Source organism: Neisseria sp. DTU_2021_1001991_1_SI_NGA_ILE_055 (genome assembly GCF_032342915.1).
Lineage (GTDB): Bacteria > Pseudomonadota > Gammaproteobacteria > Burkholderiales > Neisseriaceae > Neisseria.
Map to the genome: position 1 here is coordinate 2,297,733 of NZ_CP135440.1, position 19,956 is coordinate 2,317,688.

The following is a 19,956-nucleotide window of genomic DNA, read 5'->3' on the forward strand; positions in this document are numbered from 1 at the left end:
TTTTTATAAATGATAGTGTTATAAAAAAGGCCGTCTGAAACTTTATTTTGCGTTTCAGACGGCCTGATTTTTAGTCAAAACAAGGGATTATTTAGCCTGTTTGGCTTTGCGTTCTTCCAGCCAGTGTTCCAAGTAGTGGATGCTGACACCACCTTTTTGGAAACCCGGATCGCTGAACAAGTCACGGTGCAGCGGCGTATTGGTTTTGATGCCGGTAATTGCCAGCTCATCGAGGGCAACGCGCATTTTGGCCATGGCTTGGTCGCGGTCTTTACCGACGACACAGACTTTGCCGATCAGACTGTCGTAGTAAGGAGGGATGCGGTAGCCTTGATAAATATGGCTGTCAATGCGGACGCCGAAGCCGCCGGGCAGGTGGCAGCTTTCAATCAGGCCCGGGCTTGGAATGAAGTTGTACGGGTCTTCGGCGTTGATACGGCACTCAAACGCATGGCCTTCAACTTGGATGTCTTCCTGTTTGTATTGCAAAGGCAGGCCGGATGCGATGCGCAATTGCTCTTGGACGATGTCCACGCCGGTGATGAGCTCGGTAACCGGATGCTCAACCTGAACGCGTGTGTTCATCTCGATAAAGAAGAATTCGCCGTCTTCGTACAGGAATTCAAACGTACCTGCGCCGCGATAACCGATGCGTTTGCAAGCGTCGGCACAGGCTTTGCCGATTTTGGCACGTTCTTCTTCAGTGATGAACGGAGCCGGTGCTTCCTCGATGACTTTTTGGTGGCGGCGCTGCATGGAGCAGTCGCGTTCGGCGAGGTAGATGGCGTTGCCGTGTTCATCGGCAATCACTTGGATTTCGACGTGGCGCGGACGTTGCAGGTAGCGTTCCATGTAAACCATCGGGTTGCCGAATGCCGCGCCTGCTTCGGCTTTGGTCATTTCGACAGACTGGAGGAGGTCTTCTTTTTTCTCGACGACGCGCATACCGCGACCGCCGCCGCCGCCAGAGGCTTTGATAATGACGGGATAACCGACTTTATCGGCGATTTTGAGGATTTCTTCGCCGTCGTCCGGCAATGCGCCGTCAGAGCCGGGAACGCAAGGTACGCCGGCTTCGATCATGGCGTGTTTGGCGGATACTTTGTCGCCCATCAGGCGGATGGTATCGGCTTTAGGGCCGATGAAGACAAAGCCGGATTGTTCGACTTGTTCGGCAAAATTGGCGTTTTCGGCGAGGAAGCCGTAGCCGGGGTGGATGCCGTCGGCTTCGGTTACTTCGGCAGCGGCAATGAGAGCGGGAATGTTGAGGTAGCTTTGTGCGGATGCGGCAGGGCCGATGCACACGGATTCGTCGGCGAGTTTGACGTGCAGGCTGTCTTTGTCGGCTTCGGAATGGACGGCGACAGTGGCGATGCCCATTTCACGGCAGGCACGCAGGACGCGCAGGGCGATTTCGCCCCGGTTGGCGATCAATACTTTTTTCAGCATGATAATCTTTCCGGATGGTTCAGACGGCCTCAGCGGCCGCCTAATGCGTTGCGGATTTTTTGGTCGGTTTTGTATTGGCTCAAGGCGTAAACCGACCACATGGCTGCCGGTATCCAGCCAACCAGCGTACATTGCAGAATCAGACAGATGATGCCTGCAAACGGACGGCCGATGGTGAAAAACTGCAACCATGGCAAGAAAATAGCCAAAATCAGACGCATGGTTTGTCCTTAATGAACAGAAAAAGGAATTTCAGACGGCCTTGAAGATAAAGGCCGTCTGAAAAAGCGGATTATTCAATGATGAAGAGCGGCTCGCCGTATTCGACCGGAGTACCGTTTTCAACCAGAATTTCTTTAACGACACCGGATTTCTCGGCTTCGATTTCGTTCATCAGCTTCATGGCTTCGATGATGCACAAAGTATCGCCGGCTTTGACTTGTTGGCCGACTTCGACGAAAGCGGCGGCGTTCGGGCCGGGGGCGCGGTAGAACGTACCGACCATAGGCGATTTTTGCGCGTTGGACAAATCGCGAGCGGCAGGGGCGGCAGCTGGAGCGGCTGCGGCCGGAGCAGCAGCAACAGGGGCGGCAACCGGAGCTGCGGCAGGTGCCGGAGCAGCATAAACGGGAGCTGCGGCGGCAGTGGTGCGCGTAATGCGGACTTTTTCTTCGCCTTCGGTAACTTCAATTTCTGCAATGCCTGATTCTTCGACCAAATCAATCAGTTTTTTTAATTTACGCAAATCCATTGCTTTTCCTTTTTAGCGCGGCATAAAGTGCATATTGGGTATGCGCCGCTGTGGTTTTAGATGATTTCCTGAGACGTCGGAAGGCAGGTTTGCCATCCGGCGTTTAAATAATGTCGGAACAGGGCGGAGCCTGAGAAATGAATCTGGTTATTTTCCCGAACTTGTCGGTAAATGTCCAGTAAAAGATAGAAAAAAGGCGTTTTTCGGCGAAAAAAGAAAGGAACGCTGATTTTCGTTAAAAAGAGATTTCCCCAAGAGCGTTTATTCTAATTTATTGGTTTTTCGACAAAACATGCCGTCTGAAAACCCACTTTGCGCGTATAATGGCGCCTGTTTTTTTAAATTATGCACGACAATGGATATTTCCGATTTTGATTTTGAATTGCCCGAAAAACTGATTGCCCAGCATCCGCCGGAAGTGCGCGGCAGCAGCAGGCTTCTGGTTGCCTTGCCTACATTGCCGATTGAAGACAAACATTTCGGCGATTTACCCGATTATGTCGCATCGGGCGATGTGCTGGTGTTTAACAATACCAAAGTGATGAAGGCGCGCCTGTTCGGCCAAAAAGCCAGCGGCGGCAAAATTGAAGCCCTGATTGAACGGGTATTGGACGCGCATACCGCATTGGCGCATATCCGTTCGTCCAAATCGCCGAAACCGGGTACAGAATTGATTTTTGAAGGCGATATCCGTGCCGTCATGATGGAGCGTGCGGAAGAATTGTTTTGCCTGAAATTTGAAGGCGAGCAAACCGTTTACGAACTTTTAGAGCAAAACGGCCATCTGCCCTTGCCGCCTTATATCGAACGCGCGGCCGATGATGAAGACGACAGCCGCTATCAGACCGTGTACGCCAAATATCAAGGCGCAGTGGCCGCACCGACGGCAGGCTTGCACTTTACCGATGAATTATTGGGCCGTCTGAAAGCCAAAGGCGTAGAAACCGCAGAAGTAACCCTGCACGTCGGTGCCGGTACCTTCCAACCCGTGCGCGTCGATAAAATTGAAGAACACAAAATGCACAGCGAGTGGTTTGACGTACCGGCCGAGACCGTTGCCGCCGTTGAAGCCGCCAAAGCGCGCGGCAATAAAGTGTGGGCAGTGGGCACAACCTCCATGCGCGCCTTGGAATCCGCCGCACGTGAAACAGGCCGTCTGAAAGCAGGTCGCGGCGATACCGATATTTTCATTACGCCGGGCTACCGCTTCAATGTTGCCGACCGATTGATTACCAATTTCCACCTGCCCAAATCAACCTTGCTGATGCTCGTCAGCGCGTTTTCGGGCATGGAGCATATCCGCAGCGTTTACCGCCATGCCGTGGAACAGGAATACCGCTTTTTCAGCTATGGCGATGCGATGATTTTGGGAAAAGCGGAATAAATCGGAAGCGGATTGGGGCGTTTCAAACGGGTTATTTGGGATTGACCCGAATCTGAATCAGTTGGAACGTTCTACTAAAATACGTGAAGTTGTTGGGATTTGAGTTGTAAGAAACAAAGTACAAAAACAAAAAGGCCGTCTGAAAATGGTTTTTCAGACGGCCTTTTATCTTTCCATGCTTAGGCGTCGATGTTTTGTGCCAGCAGGGCGTTGTTTTCGATGAAGGCGCGGCGCGGTTCAACTTCGTCGCCCATCAGGGTGACGAACACTTCGTCGGCGGCAATGGCGTCTTCGATGCGGACTTTCAGGAGGCGGCGGACGGTAGGATCCATCGTGGTTTCCCAAAGTTGTTCCGGATTCATCTCGCCCAAGCCTTTGTATCGCTGGATGGACATGCCTTTTTGGGCAACGCTCATCAAGATGTCCAAAGCGGCTTCAAAGCTGTCGATGTCGTATTCGTTGTCGCCTTTGTAGAGCTTCGCCCCTTTGCCGACCATGCCTTTGAGTGCGGCGGCGGTTTGGGTAAGGGTTTGATAGGCTTTGCTGTTGAGGAACTTAGGCTCGAGGTAGCTCACCATCACATTGCCGTGCAGCTTGCGTGTGATTTTGATGAACTGGTGTCCTTCGTGGCCTTCGATGCGTTCGAGTGCGACTTCTTTTTCGTCCAAGAGGCCACTCAATTCGGCAACGGCGCGGTCTGCGCTTTCTGCAGTGCTGAGGTCAACCGGCGAAGCGTGCAGCATGGCGTGCAGGACGAGTTCGTCAATGATACGGCTTTCTTGCTCGATGACGGTTTTGGCCAACAGGAATTGTTTGGCGGTATTGGCAAGCTCTTCGCCTTCGATGGTGCGGCCGTCTGAAACGATTTTGGCTTTTTCCAAGGCCAAACCGAGCAGCCATTGGTCTTTTTCCAATTCGTCTTTGAGATAGCGCTCTTGTTTGCCGTATTTGGCTTTGTACAAAGGCGGCTGGGCAATGTAGATGTATCCGCGTTCGACCAGCTCGGGCATTTGGCGGTAGAAGAAGGTCAGGAGCAGGGTGCGGATGTGCGCGCCGTCCACGTCGGCATCGGTCATGATGATGATGCGGTGGTAGCGCAGTTTTTCGGCATTGAATTCTTCTTTGCCGATGCCTGCGCCTAGAGCGGTAATCAGCGTGGCGACTTCTTGGCTGGCCAGCATTTTTTCAAAACGTGCTTTTTCGACGTTCAAAATTTTACCTTTGAGCGGCAAAATCGCTTGGAATTTGCGGTCGCGGCCCTGCATGGCGGAACCGCCTGCGGAGTTGCCCTCGACGAGGTAGAGTTCGGACAGGGCAGGGTCTTTTTCTTGGCAGTCGGCGAGTTTGCCCGGCAGTCCCAAACCGTCCATCACGCCTTTGCGACGGGTGATTTCGCGGGCTTTGCGGGCGGCTTCGCGCGCGCGGGCGGCATCAACGATTTTGCTGGTGATGATTTTGGCTTCGGTCGGGTTTTCTTCAAGGAAGTCGGTCAGGGCTTGGTTGATGACTTCGTTGACAACGGGGCCGATTTCGCTGGAAACCAGTTTGTCTTTAGTTTGCGATGAGAATTTCGGATCGGGCAGTTTGACGGACAACACGCAGGTCAGGCCTTCGCGCATATCGTCGCCGGCGGTTTCCACTTTGGCTTTTTTGGCCACTTCGTTGGCTTCGATATAGTTGTTGATGGTACGGGTCATCACTTGGCGTAATGCGGTCAGGTGCGTACCGCCGTCGCGTTGCGGAATGTTGTTGGTGAAACATTGCACGCTTTCCTGATAGCTGTCGTTCCACTGCATCGCGCATTCGACGCTCATGCCGTCTTTTTCACCGAACGCGTAGAAGATTTTTTCGTGCAACGGCGTTTTTTTGCGGTTCATGTATTGCACGAAGCCGGCCACGCCGCCGGAGAGGGCGAAGCTTTCGTGTTTGCCGTCGCGTTCGTCGGTCAGTTCGATGTCCACGCCGTTGTTCAGGAAGGAAAGCTCGCGGATGCGTTTGGCAAGGATGTCGAAGCTGTATTCGACATTGCCGAAGGTTTCCGCGCTGGCGAGGAAGCGCACGGTCGTGCCTTTTTTGTCGGAATCGCCGACAACCTTCAACGGCTCTTCGGTTTCGCCGCGTACGAAGCGGACGAAGTGTTCTTTACCGTCGCGGTAGATGGTCAGCGTTACCCAGTCGGACAGTGCGTTGACGACGGAGACGCCCACGCCGTGCAGGCCGCCGGAGATTTTGTAGCTGTTGTTGTCGAATTTGCCGCCTGCGTGCAAGACAGTCATGATGACTTCGGCGGCGGAGCGGCCTTCTTTCGGGTGGATGCCGGTCGGCATGCCGCGGCCGTTGTCGGCCACGCTGACGGAATTGTCGGCATGGATGGTTACGGTGATTTTGTCGCAATGTCCGGCGAGCGCTTCGTCAATGGCGTTGTCGAGCACCTCGAACACCATGTGGTGCAGGCCGCTGCCGTCCTGCGTGTCGCCGATATACATACCAGGGCGTTTGCGTACCGCTTCCAAGCCTTCCAGCACTTGTATGCTGTCGGCGCCGTATTCTTCGTGTTTTTGGTCAGTCATGGTCTTTTCTTGCTGAATTTCAAGGAAATTTTTCGTGCGCGCAATGAAATGTCAAACGGGCGCGGCGGATGTGTTCCGAAAGGTCAAAATAATAGGCAATTATACCTGATTTTGCTGGAATATTCAGCGTTTTAAGTGCAAAAAGGCCGTCTGAAAGCTTAAATTTCAGACGGCCTTTGTATCGGAAAACAGCTTTAGCGTTTGACGCCGCTCAATCGCGCCCAGCCTTCTTCGATTTCGGCAGGCTCGATGTCGAACCATTGGCTGTAAATGCCGCTGAGTTCTTCGACTTGTTCGTCCAAAAGGCCGGACAAGACAATGCGGCCGCCTTGTTTGGTGCGTGCGGCAAGCATTTCGCCGAGCATACGCAGCGGGTTGGCCAGAATGTTGGCGACAACGACATCAAATTGGCCTTGCTGCAGGCCGTCCGGCAGGTAGAACTGCGCGTCGACGTTGTTTTGCGCGGCATTGTCTTTGCTGGCGCGGATAGCTTGTTCGTCAATGTCTACGCCGATGGCGGAACCTGCGCCGAGTTTGAGGGCGGCAATGGCCAAAATGCCGGAGCCGCAGCCGTAGTCCAATACGCTTTCGCCACCTTTGAGCTGCGTGTCGAGCCATTTGAGGCAGAGGCGGGTGGTCGGATGGCTGCCGGTGCCGAAGGCAAGGCCCGGGTCGAGTTGCAGGTTGACGGCGTTGCCGTTGGGCGCTTCGTGCCAAGACGGGGTAATCCACAGGCGGTCGGAAATTTGAATCGGGTCGAATTGCGCTTGGGTCAGGCGTACCCAGTCTTGATCTTCAAGGATTTCGCCGGTGTATTTCAAATCGTTCAAACCGCATTCCTGCGCGGCGGCTTCGATAATGGAAGCGGCATCGTCGCTTTCGCCGAAAAGGGCGATGACTTTGCTTTGTTGCCAGATTTGCTCGGTCGGCATGCCCGGCTCGCCGAAAATGGCCTGCTCGTTTTCTGTACCGGCGTAGGCATCTTCAATGGCGGCGGACAATGCGCCGTGTTCCATCAGCGCGTCGGCAAGGCGTTCGGCGACGGCATCGTTGACGTTGATGGTGATTTGTTGATAGGACATGGTGGGGCTTTCTTTTTAATAAGGCCGTCTGAAAATCGACGTTGTGCTTTCAGACGGCCTTGTCAGGGATGAAACCTGATAATGCGGGTTTATCGGTTTTTCAAACCCAATACGTCTTGCATATCGTACAGGCCTTTTTTGCCGTTTGCCCAAACTGCGGCGCGTACGGCACCGGCGGCAAAGGTCATGCGGCTGCTGGCTTTGTGGGTGATTTCCACGCACTCTCCGTCGGTGGCGAAGAGGGCGGTGTGGTCGCCGACGATGTCGCCTGCGCGGACGGTGGCAAAACCGATGGTGGACGGATCGCGCGGGCCGGTATGGCCTTCGCGGCCGTAAACGGCGCATTCTTTGAGGTTGCGGCCGAGGGCGTCGGCGATGACTTCACCCATACGCAATGCGGTACCGCTTGGGGCATCGACTTTGTGGCGGTGGTGGCCTTCGATGATTTCGATGTCGTAGCCTTCGTTCAACACGCGGGCGACGGTGTCGAGGATGTGGAAGGTCAGGTTGACGCCGACGCTGAAGTTGGCGGCGAAGACGACGCCTGTTTTCTCGCCTGCGGCTTGGATGGCGGCTTTGCCTGCGTCGTCAAAACCGGTGGTGCCGATGATAATGTTGACGCCTTTTTCCACGCATTTTTGCAGGTGTTTCAGGGTTGGCTCGGGACGGGTAAAGTCGATGAGGACATCGCTTTGAGCCAGCACGGTATCCACGTCGTCTGAAATGGCGATGCCGGTTTTGAGGCCGGAGGCGAAGCCTGCATCCAAACCCAATACTTCCGAACCGGAATGCTCGAGTGCGCCGGAGAGGACGGCATCGGGATGGTTGTTGACCGCTTCAACCAAAACGCGACCCATGCGGCCGTTGACGCCGGCAATGGCGATTTTCAATGCGCTCATGGGACTTCCTTATTTCGCGTTGGTTTCGGTGGTCGGAACGATGTTTTGTCCGGCTTGAACGGCTTCGATGGATTTTTGAATGGCATCGCCTTCGGCGCGTGCGAGGACATCGTTTTCAAAGTACAGGGTCAGGTTGCTTTGTTCTTTGATGATGCCGTTGCGGCTGGTGTTGAAAGTGTAATCCCAGCGGTCGGCATGGAAGGCGTCGCGCAGGAGCGGCGTACCGAGCAGCAGTTGGACTTGGTCGCGGGTCATACCTTGGCGCAGGGAAACCACGGCGCGGGGATTGAGCTCGTTACCTTGAATGATTTTGAGTTTGTAGGATGGAAAGTTGGATACGCGCTCGGCACTGCATGAGGCCAGACCTAAAATAGCGGCGATGGCAAGGCATAAGGCTTTATTCACGGGCTTACCTTTCTGTGTCATTTCGGAAAAGATGTTTATCATCGCTTGAATATTTTTAAAAAGCAAACGATAATCATCTTCTTAATTTTTCTTTTCGCCGATTTTCAATTGCAAGACCGGCGGCAGATTGCCGTCCTTTAACGGCCCAATAGTGGGCAAACGGGCGGAAAGTGCGTATTATAACGGTTATTACCTTACAGGGATATTGAATATTATGGAAAAATTCAGCAACATTGCGCAATTGAAAGACAGTGGTTTGAAAGTTACGGGTCCGCGTTTGAAAATTTTGGACTTGTTTGAAACTCATGCCGAGGAGCATTTGAGTGCGGAAGATGTGTACCGCATCCTGTTGGAAGAGGGCGTGGAAATCGGCGTGGCGACGATTTACCGTGTGCTGACCCAGTTTGAACAGGCCGGCATTTTGCAACGCCACCATTTTGAAACCGGCAAAGCGGTTTACGAATTGGACAAAGGCGACCACCACGACCACATCGTCTGCGTGAAATGCGGCGAAGTAACCGAATTCCACAATCCGGAAATCGAAGCGCTGCAAGACAAAATCGCCGAAGAAAACGGCTACCGCATTGTCGACCACGCGCTGTATATGTACGGCGTATGCGGCGATTGCCAAACCAAAACCAAACGTTAATCAGTTTGGATGTTGATTTTTCAGACGGCCTTGGGCATTTTCAGCTTGAGGCCGTCTGAAACTTTATGGGCTTTGCGATGAAGATTCCTTTACTTGCGCCACGGGATTATCGTTTCCCCGACCCGTCTTACGCTTTGGCCGAATGCGACGGCTTGGTCGGCGTCAGCGGCGATTTGGATACGGGGCGGCTGTTGTCGGCGTATCGGCAGGGGATTTTTCCGTGGTTTAGCCGCGACGGTTGGTTTTTTTGGTATGCGGTTGCGCCGCGAGCCGTGATTGTGCCGGAAAGCCTGCATATCGGCCGTTCGCTCGCCAAAACTTTGCGCCACAAGCCGTATCGGGTAACGGTCAACCGCTGTTTTGAAAAAGTGATTGCCCATTGTGCCGATGTGCCGCGTCCGGAGCAGGACGGAACGTGGATAGAACCTGCGTTTCAGACGGCCTATTTGAAGCTGCACCATCAGGGGTATGCGCATTCGTTTGAATGTTGGCTGCCGGATGAGCAAGGCGAAATGCAGTTGGCCGGCGGGTTTTACGGCGTGCAAATCGGCTGCGTGTTTTATGGCGAGTCGATGTTTGCCTTGCGTCCCGATGCGTCCAAGATTGCGTTTGCCTGCGCCGTCCCGTTTTTGGCGGATTTGGGCGTTGCGCTGATAGACTGTCAGCAGGATACGGAACATATGCGCCGTTTCGGTTCGCGATTGATGGATTTTGCCGACTTTCAGACGGCCTTGAAGGATTTAAATGCGAAACCGTTAAAGCGGAATATCGAATGCGGCGTGGTGGCTGAAAATCTTCTACAAAAGATTGGCGGCGAAGATTGATTTATCGGCACGGCGTGTCGGTAGAATCGACAGTCTGCATATTGTGATTGGGAAACCAGTTGGAAAATAAACGCCATTCCATTCTCTTGAACAGGCCGTCTGAAAATCTTGGCTTAGCCGAAATCTGGCCGTGTAACGCGCGGCGCTCATCATGTTAATAGCTGACGAAATCGCTTTTACATGGCAAAATAACGAGTTAAATATTTGTAATGGGGTGGCCTGAATAGGTTTCAGACGGCCCTGATCTCTTGAAGGAATCAACATGTCTTTGCAAAACATCATTGAAACGGCTTTTGAAAACCGTGCCGAAATCAATCCGAATACCGTTACTCCGGAAGTGCGTGAAGCGGTTTTGGAAACCATTCATCAACTCGACTCCGGCAAACTGCGCGTTGCCGAACGCTTGGGCGTGGGCGAATGGAAAGTCAACGAATGGGCGAAAAAAGCCGTATTGCTGTCTTTCCGCATTCAGGACAATGAAATCCTCAACGACGGTGTGAACAAATACTTCGACAAAGTGCCGACCAAGTTTGCCGACTGGTCGGAAGACGAATTCCGCAGCGCAGGCTTCCGCGCAGTTCCGGGTGCGGTTGCCCGTCGAGGCAGCTTTGTGGCGAAAAATGTCGTGTTGATGCCTTCTTATGTCAACATCGGCGCATACGTTGACGAAGGTGCGATGGTCGACACTTGGGCGACTGTCGGCTCTTGCGCGCAAATCGGTAAAAACGTCCACTTGAGCGGCGGCGTCGGCATCGGCGGCGTACTCGAGCCTCTGCAAGCCAGCCCAACCATCATTGAAGACAACTGCTTCATCGGTGCGCGTTCTGAAATCGTTGAGGGCGTGATTGTCGAAGAAGGCAGCGTGATTTCTATGGGTGTGTTCATCGGTCAATCCACCAAAATCCTCGACCGCACTACCGGCGAAATCTATCAAGGCCGCGTACCGGCTGGTTCGGTTGTCGTATCCGGCAGTATGCCTTCTAAAGACGGCAGCCACAGCCTCTACTGCGCCGTTATCGTCAAACGTGTGGACGCGCAAACCCGTGCGAAAACCAGCGTGAATGAATTGTTGCGCGGTATTTAATCGGATAACGATGACGCCGGTTGAGGGTAGGTGAAAAAGCCTGAGACCTTTGCAAAATTCCTTTCCTTCCGACAGCCGAGATCCAAACAAAGATTTTCGGCTGTTTTTGTTTCAAATATCCACTGATTCTACCCAAATCCCCCCCTTAATCCTCCTTGGATACCTGATTAATCAGGCATCCGGGCCGCCTTTTAGGCAGCAACAGGCACACTTAGCCTGTTGGCGGCTTTCAACAGGTTCAAACACATCGCCTTCAGATGGCTTTGCGCACTCACTTTGATCAGCCCGAAATAGGCTGCCCGCGCATAGCGGAATTTACGGTGCAGCGTACCGAAGCTTTGTTCGACCACATAACGGGTCTTCGACAAATATCGGTTACGTTTGGTTTGCGCTTCCGTCAGCGGACGGTTGCGGTAGGCTTTGCGCATAATGCCGTCCTGTAACCGATGCTCTTCCAGATGTTGCCGGTTTTCCTCACTGTCATAGCCTTTATCGGCATAGACGGTCGTACCTTTGGGCAGACCTTCCAACAAAGGCGACAGGTGTTTGCACTCATGGGCATTGGCGGGGGTGATGTGCAGTTTCTCGATATAGCCTTCCTCATCGGTACGGGTATGTTGTTTGTAACCGAGTTTGTAGAGGCCGTTTTTCTTGATCCAACGGGCATCGCTGTCTTTACTCGGTGTGGTTTGGCCGCTGACTTGTCCTTCCTCATCGACTTCTATGGCCTGGCGCTGTTTGTTGCCGGCGGCCTGAATAATGGTGGCGTCAACGACGGCGGCGGATGCTTTCTTTACTTTTAGGCCTTTTTCGGTCAGTTGGCGGTTAATCAGTTCCAGCAATTTGGACAGGGTGTTGTCTTGCGCCGCCGGTTGCGGTAGCGGCATAAGGTGCTGTAATCGGGGATGCTCAGTTCGTCAAAACGGCAAAACAGGTTGAAGTCGATGCGGGTGATGAGGCTGTGTTCGAGTTCGGGATCGGAGAGGCTGTGCCATTGTCCGAGCAGGACGGCTTTGAACATGGACAACAGGGGATAGGCGGGACGGCCACGGTGGTCTCGGAGGTAACGGATTTTTTGACAATTCAGGTATTGTTCGATCGGTTGCCAATCAATCACCTGATCCAACTTCAATAGCGGGAAGCGGTCGATGTGTTTGGCAATCATGGCTTGTGCGGTTTGCTGGAAGAAGGTACTCATGAAAAATCCCCTAAATGTCTTTGTGGGAATTTAGGGGATTTTGAGGAATTTTGCAAAGGTCTCAGGCAGAATGTTCTGCCTGTTTTTTATGGTTTAAAGGCCGTCTGAAACGATTTCAGACGGCCTTTTGTTTTTGATGATAGGGTGTTTTAAGGTCAATTGAGGCAAGGGAAGGGTATTCCCTGTCTGAGACTACGCTTCCGGCCAGTCGGCGCAATAGTATTGCCAATAGACTTCGATAAAAGGAATTTCGCCGTAATCGCACAACCACGGTTTGGCGCGTGTGGTGTAGTGGATAACGGGCGGAACGGTGTCGGGTTTGGGGAATACTTCGCCGAGGTTTCGTTTTTGGAAGTATTCGACTGCGCCTGTTTGGAAATTCCAAGATTCTTCCAATTGCAGCCAGTTTTTTTGAAATACGGTGTTTAGAAAGCATTGGTCGCCGTAGGGAACGGATTTATCAATGGTGGCAGCAGTTTGCAGCAGTTGCGCCGCGATATTGTGTTCCCGCCATTGCGCCAGGTCTACCAACAACATACCGGAATTGAAATAGGGCGTGGTGTGCAGGCCGGTCGGGTGATTCCATTCGGTACGGGCAAGAAAGGAATCTTGTACCGCCGCAACGGGATAGCCGCGCATATCGAGGTTGAACAAATTGTGTAAGGATTGGGTAACCACCATATCGCTATCGAGATAAAGGGCGCGATCGACCGGCAGGTGCTGCATCATCAGGCGGAAAAATGCGGCATCCGAAATATGGGACAGGCGGCGATATTGGCTGAAGTCCATTTCAATTTTGACATCATTCAGACGGCTGGCGCTGGCGGCGAGTTTTTGGTTGGTATAGTTGATCCATTCCTTCCTGAAAGTGTTGTGCATGAGGTAGAAATTGACACCTGTATTGTGCGTACAGACGGACTTCATCAGGGTATGAACCTGCTCGGCGTAGCCGGTATCGGCGGCAAGGACGATGGTGATGTCGCTCATTGATTAAATTCCCTTTTTTACAATGTTTTGGAGTTGGTCAGTTATTTTCTTGATTTTGCGTGGTGGGTAAAGCGGCGTAGTCTTCGGTTTCCGACACGGCCTTTTCTACTAAATCCCGTTGCAGCTGTTTGCCGGCTTTGATGCCCAATTTGCGCAGTTTTTCAGTGCTGCTGATGAGGTTGCCCCTGCCTGAAACCAAACGGCTGTAGGCCGTCTGAAACTGGGATTGTGCCTGGCCAAGCGCTTTATTGATGCCGTCCATGCTTTCGATAAAGCCGACAAATTTATCATAGAGTTTGCTGCCGGCTTCGGCAATCGCCAGCGCGTTTTGGTTTTGCTGCTCGTTGCGCCAGATGTTGGCAACGGTGCGCAGGGTGGCGAGCAGGGTGCTGGGACCGGTCAGCATGATGCGTTTGTCGAAACACTCTTGGAAGAGGTTCGGATCGTGTTGCAGGGCGAGGAGGTAGGCAGGTTCGACAGGGACGAACATAAAGACGAAGTCCAGCGTTTTGACGCCTTCAAGGTCGGTGTAATCTTTTGCTGCCAAGCTTTTGATGTGGGCGCGGATGCTGACGACGTGGTTGGCAAGCTCGCGTTCTGCTTCTGCGCCGGTGCTTTGCGTATAGCGGACGTAGGCGGTCAGCGATACTTTGGAGTCGATGACGATTTGTTTGTTGTCGGGCAGATTGATGAGGACGTCGGGCTGAAGGCGGCGTTGGGTGCCGTCTGCTTCATGGCGGACGCTGGAAGCTTGGACGATGTATTCGCGGCCTTTTTGCAGGCCGGAATTTTCCAATACGCTTTCCAAAATCATCTCGCCCCAGTTGCCTTGGGTTTTGTTTTGCGTGCCGGTCAGCGCGGTAGTCAGCGCTTTGGCATCGTGGTGGAGCTGGGTGTTGAGGGTTTGCAGGCGTTTGAGCTCGTTTTCGATGGTCAGGCGTTCTTTGGCTTCTTTTTCATAGGTTTGTTGCACCAGCTCACTGAAGCCGTGGATGCGTTCGTTGAGCGGATTGAGCAGTTGTTGGAGATGGTCGTGGTTTTGCTCGGTAAAGCGGCGGCTTTTCTCTTCCAAAATAGTGTTGGCGAGGTTTTGGAACTGGTCGCTCAGGTTTTGACGCGCATCTGCCAGCAGGGCCAATTTTTCTTCGGCGGCCTGACGGTCTTTTTCCGATTGGGTGCTGAGGCGCTCGTGTTGGACTTGAAGCGCGTGGTTTTGCTCCAAAAGGGCGGCGTATTCTTGTTTCAGACGGCCTTTTTCGGCTTCCTGTTGCTGTAAAAGGCTGTTTTTGTCGTCGATATTGGCTTTTTCTTGGGTCAGTTGTGTGGAGAGGCGTTCGTTTTGGACTTGCAGCGCATGGTTTTGCTCTAACAGCGTGTCGTATTCTTGTTTCAGACGGCCTTTTTCCGTTTCCTGCTGTTGTAAAAGCGTATTTTTATCCGCACTCAAGGCCTGCTCTTGAACCAGCTGAGTGTTTAGGCGCTCATTGTTGATTTGCAGGTTTTGCGCGCTTTGCTGCCATTTTGCACATTCGTGTTTTAAAGCTTCGGCTTCGGCCTCGCAATCTTGCAGATAGGCAATCTGTTTTTCGGCTGCGGCAAAGCGGTTGCCCGTCTCCTGCAATTCGTCTTGCAATTCCTGCACGGTATGGCGGCTTTGCGCCAAGTCTGCCGCAGTTTGAGCCTGCACCTGCTCGGCAAACTCATGCAGGCGGCGGGCTTCGGCCAATTCTTGCAAAACGGTAAAGTGTCGGCTTTGGGCTTGGTAGCGTGTCATCAGCCAAGCAAACAGCGCGCCGATTAAAAATGCGGCCGCGCCGGTCAGGATTAGGGTGGTGTTCATGCTGGAAATAGTCAATATGCGGAATGTTTCACTATATCATATATTTGCAACGCATTTTATGGTCGGATGTGTGCGGGTAACGTGGGTTTTCTTTTAAAAGAAGCTATCAAGGGTATTGTTTTTGGCTAAATAGTTATTTTTGTAGCAATAAATATAAATTTATAAGATATTGAATTTTAAAATATATTTTATTTAGAGTGCAATTTTGCAACAAAAAAAGCGCGATTTTATGGGGGAAATGAAACACGTTTGTAGTGCGCATGTAATCAAGACATCGGTGTCATTTGGTAAGACATCGGTGTCATTTTCAAAACATAATGAAAATTAACAAAAAATATTGGTATGTTTGATTTTTGCGCTATATATTTACGATTAAGCTGCATTAGTTTACATTTAAAACGGTATGATTCGCCCTGTCGGTAGCGCAGATGCCGATGAAAAAAATGTGTATGTTGTTAAATAACATTTTGTTTCTATGAAAAAGGACTACTTAAAATGGGAAATTTAATAACGCTTGCTGCCGCTTCTTTAATTGGTATGTCCGGAATATCCGCTTCTGCCATCGGCATCTCCCGTAATATCGAAACGGCTGTACACAAATAATTCAATTATAAACGAAGCAATTACAATACCTTAGAAAACGCAACTTAGGCCGTTTTTCGGCCAACAGACAAGAAAGTGAGACAAACAATGAAAACTTTAATCAAACTGGCTGCAGCCTCTTTAATCGGCATGTCCGGCCTGACCGTCGGCGCAACCAACATCGCCCACAATATGGCTGATGCCGACAAATAAAAAATACACAACACACCCTTAAATACACAGAAAAGAGTTAAAATGAAAACATTAATCAAATTGGCCGCGGCTTCTCTGATCGGCATGTCCGGTTTGACAGTTGGCGCGACCAAAATCGCAAAAAATATGGCAGAAGCTGCCAATAAATAAACGCAAGTGAAATTAAGTTTGTTTTGGTGATAAAAAAGGCCGTCTGAACATTCAGACGGCCTTTGTATTTGATGGCAAACCGTTTTATTTGCCGATGCAGAAGCGCGAGAAAATCACGCCCAGCAAATCGTCGGCGGTAAATTCGCCGGTGATTTCGCTGCACGCGTTTTGGGCGAGGCGCAGGTGTTCGGCGAAAAGCTCGATTTGGTTGTTGTTGCAGAGGGCGGCGTTTTCCAGCTCGGCTTCGGCTTCGTGCAGGGCGTTGAGATGGCGGCTGCGGGCGAGGAACAGGCTTTCGCTTTCGCCCTGCCAGCCGACTTCTTGCAACAGCGCGTGTTTGAGCAAATCGAGACCGGCGCCGGTTTTGGCGGACAGACTGATAACGGTGTCCGCGCCGGTTTGCGCGAGGCCGTCTGAACGGACGGCGACGGGTTCGCCGGTCAGGTCGGCTTTGTTGTGGATTTCGATTTTTTTCAAACCTTCGGGCAGGCTGTTCAAAATAGCTTGGGTTTTGGCATTCACGCCTTCGCGCGGGTCAATCAGAATCAGGGCGACATCGGCTTCGGAGACGGCTTTGCGACTGCGTTCGATGCCGATTTGTTCGACCACGTCGTCAGTTTCGCGCAGGCCGGCGGTGTCGATGATGTGGACGGGTACGCCGTCGAGGGTGATTTGTTCGCGCACGGTGTCGCGGGTGGTGCCGGCGATGTCGGTCACGATGGCGATATCGTCGCCCGCCAAGGCGTTGAGCAGGCTGGATTTGCCGACGTTGGGCGCACCGACGAGGACGACATTCATGCCTTCGCGCAAAATCGCACCTTGTTCCGCGCTGGCGAGCACGGTTTTCAGACGGCCTTGCAGGGCTTGGAGCTTGCCGCGCGCGTCGGCGGCTTCGAGAAAGTCGATGTCTTCTTCGGGGAAGTCAAGCGTGGCTTCAACCAGCATCCGCAGGGTAATAAGGTCGTCCACCAGCTCGTGTATGTGTTGGGAAAACGCGCCTTTGAGCGAACGCAACGCCATACGTGCGGCGGATTTGCTGGAGGCGTCGATAAGGTCGGCGACGCTTTCGGCTTGGGCAAGGTCGAGTTTGTTGTTGAGGAAGGCGCGTTTGGTAAATTCGCCCGGCTCCGCCATACGCGCGCCCAGTTCGAGGCAGCGCGAAAGCAGCATGTCCATCACGACGGGGCCGCCGTGTCCCTGCAATTCAATCACGTCTTCGCCGGTAAAGCTGGCGGGGGCGGCGAAGTAGAGCAGGATGCCGTTGTCTATCGGCTGCCCGTCGCCGCCGAGAAAGTCCGTGTAAAGCGCGGTGCGCGGTTTGGGTGTTTTACCGCCGCTGAGGGTTTGCGCCAAAGGCAGCAGGTTTTTGCCGGAAAGACGGATCACGCCGACGCCGCCGCGTCCGGGTGCGGTGGCGATGGCGGCGATGGTGGGTTGGGATGCGGACATGAGAACTCGCGTATAGGTAAATTTAATGGGCGTATTATAGCAAAAGGCCGTCTGAAACTTTGGGTTTCAGACGGCCTTTAAATGAAGGCAGTTAAGCGGCGGCGACGGTAAAGCGTTCAAACAAATGCGCTTTGTTTTCCGCATCGTCGGCGATGGCGACTGCTAAATCGGCCACGCTGATGCCTGCCGGAATTTCACCGTCCATCAGCAAATCGTCTTTGCCCAAGCGGTATTTGCCGGTTTTGTCTTCGTTGAAACCGCCGTCCGCGCCCAGTCGTGCCGGAGGGGAAACGAAAGACCAGTTCACGTCGCGGCGCGGCAGGAGTTCTGCCAAGAGATGGCGTGCGGCATTGGCGCCGTCGTAAATTTCTTTCGGGAAGTCGGGCGTATCGACAACTTGCAAACCGGGCGCGACATACAGGCTGCCCGCGCCGCCGACAATCAAGAGATACGGCACTTGCGCTGCTTTTGCCGCTTCGACGATGCTGTTTGCGCCGCGTGTGAAATCCGCGCCGATATTGGGATTGGTCCAGCCAGGATTGAACGCGCTGACCACGACGTCAAAACCGGCCAGCTTGTCGGCGAAGTCCGCCGCGTTGACATCTGCGGAGACGGCGGCAACATTTTGCGCTTGGAACACTTTGTCTGTATTGCGGGCGAAAGCGGTTACTTCATGACCGCGGCCTGCCAATTCTTGCACGACTGCGTTGCCGACATAACCAGTTGCACCGATGACTGCGATTTTCATGTTTGACTCCTTGTGGGGATGTGATTGATTAGATGAGTGCATTGTAAGGCCGTCTGAAACGCTTGATAATCCCTGTTTTGCTGTTATGATTGTGAAGTTGAACTACATAATCAGTCGAAATGCAAGACATCAAACCCCTGCTCGTTTTCGCCGCCGTCCTCGAACACGGCAGCATGAACGCCGCCGCTGCCGCGCTGGGCATGACCCCGTCGGCAGTCAGCCAGCACATCAACCGCCTCGAAACCCTGCACGGCATCAAGCTGTTAAACCGCAGCACGCGCAGCCTTGCGCCTACCGATGCCGGTCGCGCCTTGGGCGAATACTGCCGCCGTTTCGCCGCCACGCTTGCCGATACGCGTACCGTTATCGACAATCTGAAAACCGAACCCGTCGGCGAATTGCGGATTGCCCTGACTTCTACGGTCATCGAATCCCGCGCTTTTCAGACAGCCTTTTCGCGATTGCAAACCGAGTTCCCTAAAATCCGTCCTATCCTTAATTTCAGCGATACTTTGGACGACCTGCAACACAATCAGACCGACATCGCCATACGCGGCGGCGACCGCGCTTTGGACGATGCTAATCTGGTCGCGCGCCATCTCGTTACCTGGCCGTACATCATTTGCGCCGCGCCCGATTATCTCGACCGCCATCCGCCCATTACCCATCCCGCGCAGCTTCATGCGCACCGCTGGCTGCATTTTTTACCTGTCCGCACGACCTTGCAAAACGGTGAGGAAAGCTATTTCCTCGACGTCGCCGACAGCATTGCCTGCACGCATCTCGCCGCCGTGTGCAATCTGACTGAAAGCGGATTTGGTTTGTCTTTGCAGGTGGGCGGCGAAGTGAGGGAGAAAATCGCCCAAGGCCGTCTGAAAAGCGTTTTACCCGAATGGACATTGCCGCCGGTCAGCCTTTATTTGGTTACGCCTTATCGTGTGCAGTCTGCCAAAACCGAAGCCGCCGTGCGCATTTTTACTGAGAGTTTTGCCAAGGAAGGGGATTTATGAACGCGGAAAATTGGTGTGTTTATCTGATTTTGTGCGAAAACGGCGCGTTTTATTGCGGCATCAGCAACCGTCCGCAAGAGCGGTTTGCGGCGCACTTGTCAGGAAAAGGCGCGAAATACACGCGTTTGAACAAGCCTGTCGAGATGCGCATCGTTTCAGACGGCCTGACTAAAAGTGAGGCGCTGAAACGGGAAATTGGGATTAAGAAATTGACGGCGGATCAGAAGCGGGACTTGTGGGCTGAAGCTGAAACCTTGGCAAAAGGCTAATGGTATTGGATTAAATCGTAGTCGGAATATGAAAAACTCTATAAACAAGTAGGCCTGCCGGTGTCTTTTGCATGGCCAAGCGGCAAATGTTTATTAACATGATTCAAAAAGGCCGTCTGAAACCTGATTGGGGTTCAGACGGCCTTTTTAGGATAAAAGATGTTTTAATGCTTGTGGTATTATCTGGAAAGTTTGTAAAAAGTTGAATTCTAAAAGAAACTTTGAAAATAAGATTAGTAACTGCTTGAACAATAAAATGAAAGTTATCTCGATTCATGACAAATGGGGTGAATTTCTATCCGAGTAGAGAGGTGGTGTCAATATGTTTTTCAGTTTTTGAGACAAAATCTGATTTATACCAATATTTATTATAGTGTAGGTCGAAAGTATTAGTTTCTGTGTTAGAATTTTTG

General features: G+C 52.5%; 17 protein-coding genes and 1 pseudogene. 6 read left to right on the plus strand and 12 right to left on the minus strand.

From position 1 onward, the window contains the following. Positions 1-87 precede the first annotated feature (87 nt). From accC to accB, 3 genes are all read right to left on the minus strand, one after another. Entirely contained in the window at positions 88-1,449 is a 1,362-nt protein-coding gene (accC, locus tag RRV97_RS10930; RefSeq protein ID WP_070822802.1) for an acetyl-CoA carboxylase biotin carboxylase subunit, read from the minus strand. Between the two features lie 29 nt (positions 1,450-1,478). Next, positions 1,479-1,670, minus strand: a complete 192-nt coding sequence (locus tag RRV97_RS10935; RefSeq protein WP_003680299.1) for a YqaE/Pmp3 family membrane protein — start codon at positions 1,668-1,670, stop codon at positions 1,479-1,481. 71 nt (positions 1,671-1,741) lie between these two features. After that, entirely contained in the window at positions 1,742-2,200 is a 459-nt protein-coding gene (gene accB, locus RRV97_RS10940) for an acetyl-CoA carboxylase biotin carboxyl carrier protein (RefSeq protein ID WP_315611525.1), read from the minus strand. Between the two features lie 355 nt (positions 2,201-2,555). Here accB and queA point away from each other — a divergent pair, with 355 nt between their 5' ends. Next, positions 2,556-3,584, plus strand: a complete 1,029-nt coding sequence (gene queA / locus RRV97_RS10945; protein WP_315611526.1) for a tRNA preQ1(34) S-adenosylmethionine ribosyltransferase-isomerase QueA — start codon at positions 2,556-2,558, stop codon at positions 3,582-3,584. 179 nt (positions 3,585-3,763) lie between these two features. Here the strand turns inward: queA and gyrB are convergent, their stop codons facing one another. The 4 genes from gyrB to RRV97_RS10965 all read right to left on the minus strand — a co-directional run bounded on the left by gyrB (position 3,764) and on the right by RRV97_RS10965 (position 8,540). Further along, positions 3,764-6,154: a DNA topoisomerase (ATP-hydrolyzing) subunit B gene (gene gyrB, locus RRV97_RS10950; RefSeq protein ID WP_315611527.1), complete on the minus strand. Its 2,391-nt coding sequence runs from the start codon at positions 6,152-6,154 to the stop codon at positions 3,764-3,766. Between the two features lie 194 nt (positions 6,155-6,348). After that, entirely contained in the window at positions 6,349-7,236 is an 888-nt protein-coding gene (gene prmA, locus RRV97_RS10955; protein ID WP_315611528.1) for a 50S ribosomal protein L11 methyltransferase, read from the minus strand. 89 nt (positions 7,237-7,325) lie between these two features. Further along, positions 7,326-8,135, minus strand: a complete 810-nt coding sequence (gene dapB / locus RRV97_RS10960; RefSeq protein ID WP_315611529.1) for a 4-hydroxy-tetrahydrodipicolinate reductase — start codon at positions 8,133-8,135, stop codon at positions 7,326-7,328. A gap of 9 nt (positions 8,136-8,144) precedes the next feature. Then, positions 8,145-8,540, minus strand: a complete 396-nt coding sequence (locus RRV97_RS10965) for an outer membrane protein assembly factor BamE (RefSeq protein WP_311459078.1) — start codon at positions 8,538-8,540, stop codon at positions 8,145-8,147. Between the two features lie 151 nt (positions 8,541-8,691). Between RRV97_RS10965 and fur the strand changes: the two genes are divergently transcribed. The 3 genes from fur to dapD all read left to right on the plus strand — a co-directional run bounded on the left by fur (position 8,692) and on the right by dapD (position 11,097). Then, positions 8,692-9,189 (plus strand): ferric iron uptake transcriptional regulator, encoded by a 498-nt coding sequence (gene fur, locus RRV97_RS10970; protein WP_079453813.1) that lies wholly within the window; start codon positions 8,692-8,694, stop codon positions 9,187-9,189. Between the two features lie 77 nt (positions 9,190-9,266). After that, complete coding sequence (gene aat, locus RRV97_RS10975; RefSeq protein ID WP_315611530.1) at positions 9,267-10,013, plus strand: leucyl/phenylalanyl-tRNA--protein transferase; 747 nt, start codon at positions 9,267-9,269, stop codon at positions 10,011-10,013. 262 nt (positions 10,014-10,275) lie between these two features. Next, complete coding sequence (gene dapD, locus RRV97_RS10980; protein WP_003749076.1) at positions 10,276-11,097, plus strand: 2,3,4,5-tetrahydropyridine-2,6-dicarboxylate N-succinyltransferase; 822 nt, start codon at positions 10,276-10,278, stop codon at positions 11,095-11,097. A gap of 191 nt (positions 11,098-11,288) precedes the next feature. Here the strand turns inward: dapD and RRV97_RS10985 are convergent. The 5 genes and pseudogenes from RRV97_RS10985 to RRV97_RS11005 form a co-directional block, all read right to left on the minus strand. After that, a pseudogene (locus tag RRV97_RS10985) lies at positions 11,289-12,295 on the minus strand (IS5 family transposase). Positions 12,296-12,487: 192 nt separating this feature from the next. Continuing rightward, positions 12,488-13,282, minus strand: coding sequence for a glycosyltransferase family 8 protein (locus RRV97_RS10990; RefSeq protein WP_315611531.1), 795 nt, complete (start codon positions 13,280-13,282; stop codon positions 12,488-12,490). Between the two features lie 37 nt (positions 13,283-13,319). Then, a complete protein-coding gene (gene rmuC / locus RRV97_RS10995; protein WP_315611532.1) occupies positions 13,320-15,122 on the minus strand; it encodes a DNA recombination protein RmuC in 1,803 nt (600 codons plus the stop codon). Between the two features lie 1,029 nt (positions 15,123-16,151). After that, the gene (gene mnmE, locus RRV97_RS11000; RefSeq protein ID WP_315611533.1) at positions 16,152-17,516 is read right to left on the minus strand and encodes a tRNA uridine-5-carboxymethylaminomethyl(34) synthesis GTPase MnmE; all 1,365 of its coding nucleotides are present in this window, start codon (positions 17,514-17,516) and stop codon (positions 16,152-16,154) included. 91 nt (positions 17,517-17,607) lie between these two features. Beyond that, positions 17,608-18,264: an NAD(P)-dependent oxidoreductase gene (locus tag RRV97_RS11005; RefSeq protein WP_315611534.1), complete on the minus strand. Its 657-nt coding sequence runs from the start codon at positions 18,262-18,264 to the stop codon at positions 17,608-17,610. A 119-nt stretch (positions 18,265-18,383) separates the two neighbouring features. On the opposite strand from RRV97_RS11005, the gene RRV97_RS11010 reads away from it, so the two are divergent. Both RRV97_RS11010 and RRV97_RS11015 read left to right on the plus strand, forming a co-directional pair. Next, complete coding sequence (locus RRV97_RS11010; protein ID WP_315611535.1) at positions 18,384-19,274, plus strand: LysR family transcriptional regulator; 891 nt, start codon at positions 18,384-18,386, stop codon at positions 19,272-19,274. Beyond that, on the plus strand, positions 19,271-19,543 hold the full coding sequence (locus RRV97_RS11015; protein ID WP_315611536.1) for a GIY-YIG nuclease family protein: 273 nt from the start codon (positions 19,271-19,273) through the stop codon (positions 19,541-19,543). Before RRV97_RS11010 ends, RRV97_RS11015 begins: the two co-directional genes overlap by 4 nt. Positions 19,544-19,956: the final 413 nt, after the last annotated feature.